We start from the raw sequence: 14,438 nt of genomic DNA, 5'->3' as shown, positions 1-14,438 counted from the left end.
TCGAGCCGGCCCATTCAGGAATCCTTGTTTTTCGGGCTTTTCGCGCATGAAGTCAGAACGGTCGAGCTTCAAAGGTCGATGCTGCCAGCTTTGCTCGAAGGTGATCTGGAAGGGGATCGGCCACCGGCCGTTGATACCTCTTGTTCGCAGCGCCCCAGACGCCAGAAGGAAGACGGCTGCCGGCCAGCGTTCAGAACGGCAATTCCCTCAGTGCGGGTAGTACCAATATTTGATCGACTCCTTGCCGAGGTTTGACTTCAGGATCCTGATCCGTTCATCGGGCAATCGATGAACATCGGAGCTGAGTAGCTCGCTGATATCCTCGAGCACCATCCGGCTTGCAGTCGAGGTGTCATGGTTGATCTGAAGCATGTCGTCACCAACCGCGGTGACGTCGATGGCCTCAACCCCCACGCAAAGATTGGGCTGGCCGTCGGCCCCAATATATCCGGCTCGGGTAGTGAGCGACAATTTGCCGGATGCGAGCAGAGCCTTATCTGCAGACGAGGCATACATCGTCATGTTGCCTGCAACGGATTTGATGGATTTGGCCAACTGATTATATTTGATGTGGTCGACGTCCGGAGCTGCCATCACCAGTTCCGATATGTTCAGGTTGATGTTCTTCGTCTTGGCCATTCCAAGCGTTTCAAGGACGAGCTTGTTACCAAGACTATGGGCCACGATATACAGGTGCTTTCCGGAGACTTCCTTCAGAAGCTGGAAAAGCCGCTCCAGATCCGTGCTGGATGTATCTGCCGCGACCTGGTCGTGAATGTAAGCGACTGGGTTGAGGTCCCCGAGTGACGGCCATGAGAAAACGACAACTTGCCCCTTGAAATTGGCGTCAAAGGCCATCTGCGCGGCCTTGAACACCGCGTATTCGAATGTTGTCCCGAAACCATGAACGAACAGCAGGATCCCGCCCGTCTCGGTGCGCGTGCGCAGCGCCTCAACGAATTGCCGCTCACCCAGAGGCGCGATGCCTCGCATACGGAAATGCTCGCGATCACTCTCCTTGTCGACGAGCAGCTTCCAGATGTTCCAGGGCTGATAGAGCGCCTGCGAGATATCAAACGGCCGATCCACGCGGCCGAAAACATGCTTTTCCGGGATGCTGACGATCGCCAAACCATATTTCAGGTTGGACGGGTCCGAATTTTCGTATCGTTCCGAGGTGAACGAAGTCGCTGTCAGCGCGCCGTCGGTCACAACGCGGTCAGTCGCATAGTACACCGGCTGGAGAGACTTGACGCCATCGGGAAGCGAGGCTTGCCCCGCGCCTGCGAGCGCACCTTGCGGCAGCGTGAAGACAGTCATGGTGCCGCCCTGCGCCGTGTATTTTGCCAATTGCCCACCACCGACCGCTCCGAGACCTCCGCTCGGATCGGCCGTCCCGATCGACTGAGCGGCTGCAGCACGCCCACCTACGCCGGACAGAACGGCCAGATATTGCCTTCCGTTCTGCTCGTAGGTCGTGACATTGCCAACGATTCCGGAGGGCGATTTGAACCGGTACAGCTCCTTCCCGGACTTGGCGTCGACCGCCTTGAAGTAGCCCTCGAGCGTCCCGTAGAACACCACGCCGCCTGCAGTCGCGAGCACGCCTGACTCGACGGAGAACTGCTCCTTGTTCGACCAAACGATCTTGCTCGAGGTACCGTCCCAGGCGACGAGGCTTCCCATATTCGTCTGACCAGACGGCGGATAGGTCGAGATCGTGGCTCCAGTGTAAGGCTGTCCGGACGTGTAGCTGACATTGAATGGCTCATAGTCCATGCAAATGTGCGAAGACGGCACGTAGAACAAATGCGTATCGGGTGAATACGCCGCCGGCTGCTCGCCCTTGGCTCCAAAGGTCGAAGGGCAGATGCCCTTGCTATTGTGGTCTGCGCCTGCCTGATCTGTCGAATATTGATCGACAATGCTGGGACGCCCATAGGTGGGTGAGCTTTTGTTCATATCGACGCCGACTGTCCAGTTGACCGACGCGTCATACTTTTCTGCGCTGAGCAGCTCTCCGGTCGCGCGATCGAACGCGTAGGCCAGGCCATTGCTGTCGAAATGATTAATAAGGCGACGCTGAGTGCCTCCAACCGTTCGGTCGCTGAGGATCATCTCGCTCGTGCCATCATACGCCCATTCGTTATGTGGCGTCAGTTGATACACCCATTTGGCGAGACCGGTGTCGGGATTTCGCGCGAAGATCGCCGTTGACCATTTGTTATCCCCTGGACGCTGCCTGGCTTTTCCGTTCGAGGGCTTCCCCGTCCCGTAATAGACAAGATCGAGAGCGGGATCGAATGACATCCATCCCGATGCGCAGGCGCCGCCGGTGCGCCACTGATCCCCTGGCCAGGTCTTCAGACTGGAGTTCAGACCGACCGGCTTTTCCAGCTCAGTGGTTTTTTCGGGGTCGAACAGGATGTCGGTATCCGGTCCGGTCGAAAACGCCCGCCAGATTTGTTTGCCAGACTTCAAGTCATAGGCCGTGACGTGACACCGCACGCCGAAGTCACCGCCAGACAGACCGACAAGCACCTTATCCTTGACAACAAACGGCGCCGAATTTGCCGCTTGACCTTGCGAGGGATCGCCGTTGACGGCCGACCACACGACTTTGCCGGTTTTGGCATCGAGTGCGACCAAGGTCGTATCAGCCTGATAGAGAAAGATCTTGCCGTCGCCATAAGCGATGCCTTGGCTCGCATTGTCGCAACAAGTCACCGGAATTACGCCCTGCTGCCTCGGCTCATACTTCCAGAGCACCCTGTTGTCGTCGGTCAGGTCGAGCGCATAGACGAAATTGGGATATGGCGTGTGGACATACATGATGTGATCAACGACGAGAGGCCCGCCCAAATGGCCACGCAGTACGCCGGTCGAGAACGTCCACGCGACTTGCAATTGATCCACGTTGGACGCATTGATCTGATCAAGCTTCGAATAACGCGTATTGGCGTAATCCCCGCTCGGCATCGCCCAATTTTTGGGGGACTGCGAAATCAGCGACAGATCATCACTCGCTTCGACCATCGACGGAGCACACAGAGCGATGGCGACCCAAATCGTCAGAATGAATTTGTACATGAACACCTCCCAAACCGAGGACGTCACCCCACGCCAAAAACCCAAGACTGCGCATTATGATGAGATCGCCCAATCATTCAACTCGAATTGAGCAACACCCAATGCATCCCGCAATGCGTGTGTGACCCGGGCGCGCGCTATTGCAGCTCGGCCAATGCCGGCCAACGGGCGGCGCGCCCCGGCCCTGCTATGGCCCGAGGTCTTCGACAGGCAATGCGTGTGGATCGGCGCGGCTTTTGACCCCCAACCGGGACCCGCCTGATGTGCTGTAAGCGCGTGGATCCATTTCGGCTTGGAGCAGTGAGCTGGGGTCAACGTTGATAGCCGATGGGGGTTATATATTCGGAGCCGCAATACATGGGAGGGAACGCTTGCGGAGTTTCCCTCTTCAGTCGAGATGCAGCTGCGCGCATAGCCGCGATCTACAGCTGTTTCCAGCCGCACAACCTGTTATCGCTCTGCATCCGATCGGAATGCATCGCTGCGGCGACCTCGATTCCGAGATCGATCGTATCACGAAGGAGTACAAACTTGCGGGGCTCGCCGCTGCAGCCGATCTCGCGCGCATCTATCGGAATCACATTGTGCACGAGGACGGCTCGGTGTCGACGGCGGCCTGGGATTGGGCCGAGAACGGTCGGGCAAGGCCAACTTCGTCGTCTTCAGGATGTACGCCGTAAGCCGTCTCCTGCTCTTGCTTACGGGCTCGTCGACAGGGACCCGCAATACCGGGCCATTCAAGAGCGGCTGGCCGGTCGGCCCGTCATCACCGTGCCTGCTATAGCTCTAGATGGTGATGCAGACGGCGTCATCCCCGTTACTGACGGAAGTGCCATGCGGGACGTCCCTCGAATCGTCTGGCACATCGGATTGTGAAGAATGCCGGCCACAATCTTCCTCAGGAAGAGCCGGAGGCTTTTGCTCAAGCGATCCTTGACGTTTGTGAGGGGCGCTGATCGAGGTGAGGGTTGATCACGAGAAGCGATGATCGACCTCACGAATTCCCCTTGTTCTTCAGCGGCAAGAAACGTCGAAGAAGTCGGTCGGGTCGACCGAAAAACCCGAAAGCAAGAGCGAACAGATCAGAAGCATTTTCGTCATGATCGGTACGGTACCGAACACCGAATTCTTTAAGGTATCTCGATCTCGATCCCAACGGGTTCGTGCGGCCGACCCTCAAGGGAAGTGTTGTCTTCGGCCCTGCCACGAAAGCTGGCGTATCCTCGGTCGGCGGCAAGGGGCCCAGATCGGTAGTGAGGCGCCTTGAGCGTCGGTGAAAGGGCTGTCGCCGTTTCCGCCGTCGATCAGTATCTCATCGTGACTTTGGGCGACGGCGCTCAGGAGAGTATGGCGACTTTGAACGAATGCCAGTGCAATGGTGCGTCAGGCGAGCTTCATCCTTCGCCAAAACGCAACTAGATATTGCATCCGGGTGTGCTACAATCTATCAGTCAATTTTCATTTCGACGTCATTGCACATGAATTGTTCCGTCTCATGTCTAATGCTTCGCGTGGCCCCGCACGTTATTGCGGTGTCACTGGCAATGATGTCCGTTGCAACCCCTTCGATCCAAGCCTGCGCCACCGATAGACCCGTGACAATGACGCCTCCAAATTCGGGCGGTATCTCGTTTGAATCGGTTGGCGAATTGGCACAGGATTCCGCTGGCCCCCGGCTTGGAAACGCCGAAGTCGCGGAACCGACGGAATGGCGCGCATCGTTCTATTCAAGATCTGCGGGACATGGCTGCACGAGCACCCTGATCGGCCCCCAGACCCTGCTGACCGCCGCTCACTGTGTCGGGGCGGGTCAGGAGGCTTCCATCAAGATCGAGGACGTGCCCTACTCTGGAACCTGTGTCCACCACCCTGACTATCCGGCAGATCCGAGTGCCGACTATGCGTTATGCAAGATGACGAAGCCAGTATCGGGTGTTCCGTACGAAAGGGTGAACACGAATCCCAAGGCGCTCAAGGTTGGCATGTATCTTCGCCTGACCGGTTTTGGGTGTGTCAGCATAAGTGGCACCGGGCCTATCGACAACGTTTACCGGGTCGGCAACTCCCCGATCACGGCATTGCCGGGTGAACTGCCCCACGAGCCGAATAGTATCATCACGACCGCGACGGTCGTCGAAGATGCAATCCTATGCCGCGGTGACAGTGGAGGCCCAGCATTCATCGAAAGCGATATGTCCTCCGCTAGGGTGGTGGCTTCCGTCAACTCTCGGGTCTCGCCGGTACAGCGCCGCTCGTACATGTCCAGTCTGACGTCGGAAAAGGCGATGGCGTGGATCAAACAATGGTCGGATGCCGCAGTCGACCAGCGCATTTGTGGTCTCCCAAACGCACCGGATGGATGCAGATGAGGAAGCTTCTCGCGTCCGCAGCCTTGATTACGGTATTCTTCTCAGCGACGTCGACCGGCCGTGCCCAAACGGTGACCGTACGTGCCACCTCAGCGCTGTCAGATCAGGCGGTCCAATACTTGGCAGGCGTTTCGAAACCTAAGGAGTTGACGATACCTGCAGGCGTCAAACCGGAAACGTTCATGCGGGCGTTTTGCGGCGGGGGTCTGTCCAACACTTACCAAGAAGAGTTCTACAAGCTCAACGGAGCGAGTTTCGAGAGAGCGCCGGTAAACAGGCCACGAAACGTCATTGTGCCTGGATGCGTGCAATGGGCTCGCGATGCCAAGGTACCATTGAGACCAAACGACACGATCGACACAGTCATTCAGCGAGAAATAGGCACGGACTCCGAGGCCGTTCTGAAGCCTTGCGGGCCCAACGACAAGGACCTCCGGTGCAACAAGACCATTCGACAACTCGTCCGCATTCTCAATCCAGACCTCAACTTGGATGACCCGAAGGACGCGAAGCAGGTCGTGCTGCCCGTCGTCAGCAAGTTCACGACGATCCAGCTTAACGAAGCCGCTCCCTCGCCCGAAACCGTTGTCAATGAGCTCGAAAGACTTACCGCCACGACCGCTGCCGCCCAGCCAAACGTGCAAGCGCAGTCCGCGGCTCCCGGAGTAGAGGACATTGAGCTCATCAAACCGCTGAACTTCGAGACGGGATTCGTCGACAAGTCCGATTGCAGCGCAGCCGACCCCAATGCGGCATGGCCGATCAACGATGGGGCTATTTCGGCGGCCTTGGCGAGAAATAGACTCGCCCTCGAGACGGCCGGCGCAACTGTAAAGCCGGCCCGCATAGCGGTTCTCGACACTGGTGTCGACTTGCCTTCGGCAGAAATTCCCGTTCAGTTGCTTGAACGTAACTTGCTCGAAGTTCCGAACAACAACGTTGATGACGACCGAAACGGCTTCATCGATGACGTGTACGGAATAGATGCGCGCGGCTTGGGAAAGATCGCGCCCGCCGCCAGCTACGAGGCCGCCGAACACGGGTGGTACGTCGCCGATCTCGCGACGGGCGGAGCGAAGACCCGGCAGCTCACGGGCCTCGCGCAGCATCTCCGGCTGAAGGTCGTCAATCTAGTCCTCGCCGACCAGAACAAATTTGAAATCCGCGAGGGCGCAATTCTTCGCGGCCTTCAGTATGCTTCGAGCTATGCGGACATTGTCAACCTGAGTGTCGGTTCACCCAACAGCATGGACAACGTCGTCACTGCCGCGAGAGGTTACCCAAAACTTCTTCTCGTCATAGCCGCGGGGAATAGAGGGAAGGATCTGAACATCAAGCCGCTGTATCCCGCTTTCTTTGGCGGGCAGCTCGGCCGCCTACAGGACCAGGCCATTACGGTCGCCGCGCACGGACCGGACGGGCGCCGGGCGAATTTCTCGAACTTCTCTCCGGAGTACGTCGACATCGCCGCGCCTGGCTGTGCCATCGATCAGACTTCCCGACAAGGCGCAACCGTCAGGAACTTCGGCACCTCGATAGCGGCCCCTTTTGTGTCATTCACGGCGGCCTTGATACGGTCGCTCGGGGTAGAAAACCCGAACGCGATAAAGAATCGACTCATCGCATCGTCAAGGTATGTACCGAAACTAGACGGTCTCGTCGCCGCGGCCGGCATTCTCGACCCTGCGAAGGCAGTCAGTGTCTACGAAGACGTCGTAGAAAAGTCCGAGAAGGGGGCGGCGTGGCTGATTGGACGGTGGAAGAGGCCGAATTTCGTCAACCTCTGCTCCGACAGAGACGAGCTCGAAGCGAATCGAATTCGCAAGATCACGGTCTTGCCACAGGATCCGTCTCGCCTTCGGGTGCTCTACGAGAACGACGATCACCGGGTGAGACCGTTCTTCTGTTCGCCCGCGGGAACCGGGATAGTGATAGACCAAGCGACCGGCGGCACTGCGACCGTTCCGTGGAGTGAGTTGTTCGATTTCGTTCCGGGCATGAGATTGACGTAGGCTCCTTGCTGAATGGAAAGCCTCCACCACCGCTAAGGGTGCCCGCCGGTCGTTACTTCTGACAGGAGCCGGACCCGACGTGAACGTCGAATGATGCGGCCGCTGCAGTCAAGCTGATGTTGCAGATGGCGATCTTGCCGGTGCTCGCGGGCTTGCTTCCATTGTCAAAGGCGGTGTTGTTCGAAGTACCCGGATACGGGTCGCCGGCATCACCTCGGTTGAACTGTTTTATGTCTTCGAGCTGGAGCAATCCATCAGCCTGGATGACCGCGACGCCTTCGTTGTTGAGATCGTTGTTGACGGAGTTGTTGAGCAAGCCAATTTGGGTCACCGCGTTGTTGATCCGCCATATGACGACGCCGGGGCCCGTCAAGGACTCATCGAAGCCCTTCTTTGTCCGATACTCTAGGAGATAGTAGACGTCGTTGGAAACGTTGATCCGCAGCGCGTCTGGGAAGTCCTCGACCGGCCGAAGCGTCGCGTGCGTCATATCCTCAGTCACCACGAGCGGCGATACCCACCCGAGAAACGCCTTCGACCACACCGACATATGCGACGGCCGCTCCGGCGTCTTGTTGTCCCCTCCCCAGGAGCCCGCTCCCATGAGGTCCCAAGTGCCCACGCCTTGCGATTTGGCCGACCTGCCGGTGTTGTAGAGGTCGGGGAGACCGAATGCATGCCCGAATTCGTGAGCGAACACGCCAATCTCAATCATGCGTTTTCCGTCGCAATCCAGCGCGGGCATGATGACATAATCGTCGATCCTGATACGGCGACCATCTTTCCCCTTCGCTTTCGTCTCGTAGTCCCTGCCGTTCAGATCCGTAAGCCTGAAACGGTGCGACCAGATGTTGTTGTTGATCTGGCCATCCGGGGCACCGCACTCGCCTCCCCGCCCTGGATGGACGAAGGCGACGAAGTCGACGTAACCGTCGTCGTCGTCGGAGTTCGGCACGCCATCGGGTCCATCGTTGTCGAACTTCGAGAAATCGAGTTTCTTTCCGGCTGCGGTAAGTCCCGCGACGAGCAGTTCGCCTAGCTTTGCGGTCGAGCACATGCCATTGCAGGGGATCTTCTTCACGATACCACTCTGCTGCTCCTCCTGCACGACGCCCTCGTAATAGGAGCCCGACTTGCTGGCTTTCCACCAAGGAAGCACCTGCCCTTCCACCGAAAACTGCCCATAGGAGATCTGCGTATAGAAATCCGACATAGTGCCGGTGGGCCAAGGTCCTTTGAAAAGCTCTTGCTCGAGATTGGAGACTGCATAGGGGTCTTGTGCCGTATCCTTATATTTGAGCGCGATCACGGGGATCGACCTGCGGCCCTTGATCAGGGTTCCTCCGCGTTCATCCGCCGCGTCGACGGTCAATATGCCTGTCTCAACGGCGACACGATTAGCAACGATCGATTTTGTGAGGTTTAGAAAGCCGCGTTTGGTGGTAAACCGACGGAAGCGATCAGCGAATTCCGTGTTGGGATACTCGCCTCCACCTGCCGGAGGCTCTGTAGCGAATGCGGTCGGGACCGAAACGACCATAACAGAAAGCGTAAAGCTGGCGAGGAGAAATTTGCGCATGAAAAGCCGATCCACGCACCAGGAAAAATGTTGCAATATGGTTTTAATGCAACCTTAAAACGATGGCGCTGTCAATCGATTCATCGAGGAGATTTGGCTTGCCCGATCGCATTCCAAGCTTCGCAGCCATGGTTTTGCTGCTTGCAGCCTCAATTCCGGCGCACGGTCAGACATCAGGCCCTACCGGCCCGGCCCAGGTGCTCACCCCGTCGCAAGTAATCCAGAACAAAGACAAACTCTTGAACAATAATGTGGTGGTCGAGGGCGTCCTCGAGAACGAAGGCACGAACTACTTCACTAATTCGCGGATGGTCATCAAGCAACCCGGCTCGGACAAATCGGTCGTCGTGCGTTTGAGGGCGCCGCTTGAAATACAACGGCCACTGAGCGGCCAACAGAGCACCCCGCCTACCCAAGCCGACTATCTAGGCAAGAAGGTAAAAATCCAGGGCGTCTTGAGGGAACAGTTCGTGAGAGGGCTGGGCCGAGCGATAGTGCTGGAGAGCGCCCAGCCTCCATCGATCGATTAAACCTTCATCGTAAGACGGTCCCCGGGGCAAGCCTGACCGGAGCCTGTTGCTGGAGCATCCTGTTCAAGTTTGGATCTTCGAGAGCGGGATTGCGATAGGGCAGTTGTGGCGCGCGTCGCACCCGTGGTTTGCTCGCGACATGGGGCGGCTCCGGCGTTACCTCGCCTTGCTGACCTGATGATGCGTCGGGCTGTAGCTGGGGCTGTCTAACCGGCCTGCTGTCGACGACGCGTACCGGTCCAACGACCCGCACGGCCAACGGGCCTGACGGCGGTGTCGGCTCCGACATCGTTACGACGAGATGATGCACACCTTCCCGCTGATAACCGGCGCTGGAATCGACTGTATTGACGATGCTGAAGACGAATCCAAAACGGGACCCTACGCTGGCGATTACGTCCACGTCGACGGTGTAGCTCAGCCCACCGTGGTTCTCGGGCCGGATTTGGTCAAGTGTAGCGGCTATCCAGTCTGCAAGACCGAGATGGGTCTGGGAGGGATCGGGTCCTTGGCATTTGTCGCCATAGATGGCGATGGCTTCCGGAATCGAGACGGCGAAATCGACGTGGCCGGTGTGGGTGAACTTTCCGCTGAGCGACCCACCCGGAAAGATGTTGGGCAGCGTGGGATTCGGAATGGGAACGGTAGCCTTCGCATCTCCAGACAACGTGTCTATCAACGTCATATCCAACGACGTCTTCACCAGCCATTTCGAGAGTTGAAAGTGTGCAAATCGTGGGTCAGTGGCGACGGCCGCGATCTCGCATTGGATGCTCTGCTTGAATGTCTCGATCGTCGCGGCGCCGTGCCGTTCGTCCATTGGCAACAACGCGCAACCGCATAAACCCAGTGCGGCGCACAACGCCAGAACACTCTTCATCCTGCCCCCCTTGCTTAGAGCAAGGATGTCGCAACAACTTATAAATGTAAAGGCCCCGACAAGCGCGCTGTTTGGAGATAGCCGTCTTGTTGAGGCTTGAAAGACATGAAAGATATGCGAGACGAACGGCGACGAGCTGTCTCGACGGGCTCCACCCCTCGACGTTGAGGTCAGGGAAACTCCTCGGTCACAACTCATGCGCCAATCTCTTCCAGCGATTGAAGAGAGATACGTTTGGCCGGCGACATCATCGATATCTAACTATGGCTAAAGCGTTCCGCTTGGCCAACATATGAGTCCCCTTAAAATACAATTGCAAATTGCCGCAAAAAGATCTAACAATCAGCCAGTCGACACACTCGGTTTACTGCCAGGTTTTGAATTTCGTTTGCCGGCCCAAGAGCCACATTAACGTTTGGCCGGGATCGACAATTATTTTCTGACGCGCGCCACTTTCAGACGCCTTCGAGGTTCGGACAGATCATTCAACGCAATCATCGCGGAGGTTTTCCGTGGACCCTATCGTATTTCGTTTCGTCAATTTGAGAGCGGCCGCGACGATCGCCTTCGCCCTTCTCTTTCCCACACTCGGCTGCGCGGACTGCCCTGCGGAGTCGCAATGGTTACCAAATACGCCGGCTCCCGCCTTTGATCGCCCGCCGCCACATCCGGAGCCGGATTGCGTCTTCTACAAACCGGCTTGGCACAATTTCCTTTTTGCCGCTCGCCCCGTGAACGGAAATCCAGCGTTCTTATCGTATCCGACGATCGGCGATGTATTCGGGCCACAGATCGCCCCTCAGTTCGCGGCGAAGAGGCTGAATTTGCTGGCGGTGGCGCCTCGTGGCCTGAAAGGCTCCAACAATTTCAACGTCGCGACGGTGCGAATTCCAGGTCCGAACGATCCGGGCTCGATAAATGCAGGCGTGCGCCAAGCCGGTTTCGCCGGCCTTCTGATTGATCAAGATGGCCAACCGATCTTCTACGCCATTCACATCAATCAGACGTTCGCCGATTTCGTGTCGGCAAAGAAGCTGACGACGAAGGCTGCGGTCCAGAGTGCTGACCCTGAACTCGAGCTGCCGAAAGGAGCTGTGGAGCTCAAATCGGCTTGGCGAGTCGTTCCGAAAAACAACCCGCCTGCTGATTACATAACAGTCGCCGAGGCAAGCGTGCCTACGTTGAAACGCGACGGCTCGAAATTGGTTGTCGATGAGACCGCACCACCTCGAACCGAGACTGTCGCTCTGCTCGCACTCCACGTCGTATTCATTCCCGAGGGGCACCCTGAATTCGTCTGGGCCACATTCGAGCACGTCGATGGTAACGGCATTCGCGACCTCGCTCCGGCGGCGGCCGCTCAGCCATCGGTTGACAACGGTTTACCTGGCGGGCTCGATGGTCCGATCAGCACGCGGGACTTTGTCTTGTACAAAAGCGGGACTATTGCATCTGCGGCCAATCAATTTCTCACCGAAGCTGCGATGGCAGCCGCATTCGATGAAAAATCCCAGACGTTTACGACGGGCGGGAAGCCAATTCAAACTTCTATCTACCGTATGTTTCCGGGTTCGAAATCTGTCGGGACGGGGACGGACGAGGACGGCGATATCGTAGACCTCAACAAATCCATGACCGCGCTGTTTGCGAAAAACGCCCCCAACGATGCACGCCGCAATTATCGGCTCGTCGGTGCGATTTGGATGGACAAGCCCGATCAATTCAAGACAAACATGCCGATCGCCAACCCCGCGGGAATGGACACGGACAACCCGGCAGCGATCGTCGCTGGCGAAGACGGACTCTCCAGTCTGGCCATGGAGTCTTTTACGCAGAACAGCTTCGTCAACTGCTTCAGCTGTCACGATACTCAGGCGGTGACGGACAACGACGGAAACGTGATCGTGCAGGCTAAGAAGCTGAACGTCAGCCACATCTTCTCTAAGTTCGTAGTCGACTCTAAGTGACGCCGGGAGGGGCACATGGGTTTTGACCAAGTGAAAGGAATTCTCGAAGCCGGCATGGCCGCGTGGGTGCAAGCCAAGGGTAGGCCGGCGCAAGTGGAAAACCACGGCGCGACTTTCAAATGGGACACCAAAGAAAACCTTCTCGCTGCGTCAGGACATGGAAAACGCCTCATTCAACCCGAACTTATCGGGCAAAACGGAGCAGCCACGAATCTAATAATCGATCTGCGGACAGGTATTGCCGGCCCGGCTTTACGTATGCCCAAGGGTGGGCCGTTCATACCGGATGATCAGATCAAGATTATCGAAGATTGGATCACGCAAGGGTGCCCGGACTGACCGTCCCGAACCTTAGGAGAGGCGAGATGACTCTCACCAGAAGGACGTTGCTCTCCTACGCCGCGCTTATCGGTCTTCCTCAAGTCGTCGTCGGGACCGCGGCTAGAGCGCAGACCGGCGCCGTGAGAACGCGACAAAACATCAAGTCGTTCTCGCAGGATCCTCAGAAGGTCGCCACCTTACGAGCCGGGGTCGGCAAGATGAAGGCCCGTTCACAAGCAAATCGGGACGATCCCCTCGGGTGGTACTATTGGTCGGCGGTCCACGGCACGATGGACGACCCGGGGAATCTAGGAAATCTGTACAACCAGTGCGAACACACTCGCTTCAAGACCAATCCACTGCGTCCGAGTACCGTGGCGGAGCATTTCTTCTCCTGGCATCGACCGTTTCTCTTTTTCTTCGAGGCGACGCTCAAGCGCGCCGCTCAAGAGGCCGGCGCCACGACGGCGTTCGAGCTGCCCTACTGGAATTGGTACGAGGATGAAGACGTGCCGCAGATCTTCACTGAAGGAACGGACGCATCGAATCCGCTTAGACATCCCAGGGCGAATGACAGCATCAACAGCGGCGCACTGTCCCGGTCTCCGTTCGAACAGAAAGCTCTGTTGCCGGTTTCGCCGGCGGATTGGCGGAAGTGCTTCTCGATACCGCTCGAACTTGATCCGCACGGAGCCGTGCACAACCTGGTCGGCGGAGACATGGGCAATATCCGGGCGTCGGCCAAGGATCCCGTGTTTTGGGTGCATCATGCCAATATCGACAGGCTCTGGACGGTCTGGACAAAAATGGCGGGGCACACCAATCCGAATGATACCGGTTGGAAGCAAAAAACCTTCACGTACGATCAGGCCGGAGACATGAGGAAGACTGCCGGTGCGGTTGTGGATAGCCAGGGCTCGCTAGGATATCGTTACGAGGAAGAGGCGCCGCTTCCCGCCTTTCAGCCAGCAATCGTTGCAGCAGCCACCATCCAGAGCGAACCGCCAATGCCTCCTACCGGCCGAGCAGCCAATTCGACCATGGCTACCGTAGCCGCGGCGAGGCCGATGACGCTCGGTTCGAGCTCGGTGGCCGTCGATCTGAATCTTCCGCAATCGGCTCGGTCGCAGCTCCATAGTCTTACGGCGGCCGGCGCACCGGCGGCTCCTGGTGCGATCACCGCGGCATGGCTCGTTATCGCGGACGTGGAAGTCGGCGCAGACGGCAAGAACGGCGGCTTTAGCTTCAACATCTTGGCGACGCTACCCGACGGCCCGCAAGGCTCACGGCAGGTCAAAGTAGGACAGCTGGGCACGTTTACCTGGCCGACCGATGACGGAAGTCACGGCGGTCACGCCGGGCACCTGGCACCCGTAACGCTCACCATTCCCCTCAAGGATGTGCTCTCGGAACTCGGTTTGTCGAGCCCGGAAGAACTCGCCAACGGTCTCCGGGTCGTCTTTCAAGCGCAGCACAAAGAAAAGCCCGGCGAACCGCCCAAACAATTCGTGAAGGTAGGATCGATCTCGATCAAGACCACCACCGCCCCTCTGCAGTGATCGGATGCATGCCTGACCCCGACGGCTCGGCCGTAACCGTCCGGTGAGGGCCGCGGGATAACCGCGTTGGCGCGGTGGCCCGATCAGGCCGCGGACTGAACAGGGGTTTTCTTCCAGTCCCAAGGCAGCAG

The 14,438-nt window shown here is 57.8% G+C and carries 9 protein-coding genes and 1 pseudogene; 6 read left to right on the top strand and 4 right to left on the bottom strand.

Features of this window, described 5'->3' with window-relative positions; genetic code table 11:
* Positions 1-207: 207 nt before the first annotated feature.
* Together IVA80_RS26030 and IVA80_RS26025 are read right to left on the bottom strand one after the other, a co-directional pair.
* Positions 208-993, bottom strand: a complete 786-nt coding sequence (locus IVA80_RS26030) for an alpha/beta fold hydrolase (protein WP_247437152.1) — start codon at positions 991-993, stop codon at positions 208-210.
* 303 nt (positions 994-1,296) lie between these two features.
* Positions 1,297-3,036: pseudogene (locus IVA80_RS26025) on the bottom strand (PQQ-dependent dehydrogenase, methanol/ethanol family); the annotation flags it as partial.
* Between the two features lie 1,655 nt (positions 3,037-4,691).
* Between IVA80_RS26025 and IVA80_RS26020 the strand changes: the two are divergent.
* Positions 4,692-5,459 carry a S1 family peptidase gene (locus IVA80_RS26020; protein ID WP_247437151.1) on the top strand — a complete coding sequence of 256 codons (768 nt, stop codon included), beginning with the start codon at positions 4,692-4,694 and terminating at the stop codon, positions 5,457-5,459.
* Entirely contained in the window at positions 5,456-7,471 is a 2,016-nt protein-coding gene (locus tag IVA80_RS26015; protein WP_247437116.1) for a S8 family serine peptidase, read from the top strand. Before IVA80_RS26020 ends, IVA80_RS26015 begins: the two co-directional genes overlap by 4 nt.
* Before the next feature lie 52 nt (positions 7,472-7,523).
* Here the strand turns inward: IVA80_RS26015 and IVA80_RS26010 are convergent, their stop codons facing one another.
* Positions 7,524-9,050, bottom strand: a complete 1,527-nt coding sequence (locus IVA80_RS26010; protein ID WP_247437114.1) for a M6 family metalloprotease domain-containing protein — start codon at positions 9,048-9,050, stop codon at positions 7,524-7,526.
* Positions 9,051-9,148: 98 nt separating this feature from the next.
* On the opposite strand from IVA80_RS26010, the gene IVA80_RS26005 reads away from it, so the two are divergent.
* Positions 9,149-9,580, top strand: coding sequence for a hypothetical protein (locus IVA80_RS26005; RefSeq protein ID WP_247437112.1), 432 nt, complete (start codon positions 9,149-9,151; stop codon positions 9,578-9,580).
* A 4-nt stretch (positions 9,581-9,584) separates the two neighbouring features.
* Here IVA80_RS26005 and IVA80_RS26000 read toward each other — a convergent pair whose 3' ends face one another.
* Complete coding sequence (locus IVA80_RS26000) at positions 9,585-10,460, bottom strand: hypothetical protein (RefSeq protein ID WP_247437109.1); 876 nt, start codon at positions 10,458-10,460, stop codon at positions 9,585-9,587.
* 512 nt (positions 10,461-10,972) lie between these two features.
* Here IVA80_RS26000 and IVA80_RS25995 point away from each other — a divergent pair.
* The 3 genes from IVA80_RS25995 to IVA80_RS25985 are packed head-to-tail and all read left to right on the top strand — an operon-like array spanning position 10,973 to position 14,307.
* Positions 10,973-12,427, top strand: coding sequence for a hypothetical protein (locus tag IVA80_RS25995; protein ID WP_247437108.1), 1,455 nt, complete (start codon positions 10,973-10,975; stop codon positions 12,425-12,427).
* 15 nt (positions 12,428-12,442) lie between these two features.
* A complete protein-coding gene (locus IVA80_RS25990) occupies positions 12,443-12,766 on the top strand; it encodes a hypothetical protein (RefSeq protein WP_247437107.1) in 324 nt (107 codons plus the stop codon).
* A gap of 26 nt (positions 12,767-12,792) precedes the next feature.
* The gene (locus tag IVA80_RS25985; protein WP_247437106.1) at positions 12,793-14,307 is read left to right on the top strand and encodes a tyrosinase family protein; all 1,515 of its coding nucleotides are present in this window, start codon (positions 12,793-12,795) and stop codon (positions 14,305-14,307) included.
* The last annotated feature ends 131 nt before the right edge of the window (positions 14,308-14,438 follow it).

The organism is Bradyrhizobium sp. 139 (assembly GCF_023074175.1).
In the GTDB taxonomy this organism is placed as follows: domain Bacteria; phylum Pseudomonadota; class Alphaproteobacteria; order Rhizobiales; family Xanthobacteraceae; genus Bradyrhizobium.
This window is presented reverse-complemented; position numbering and strand designations above follow the sequence as displayed.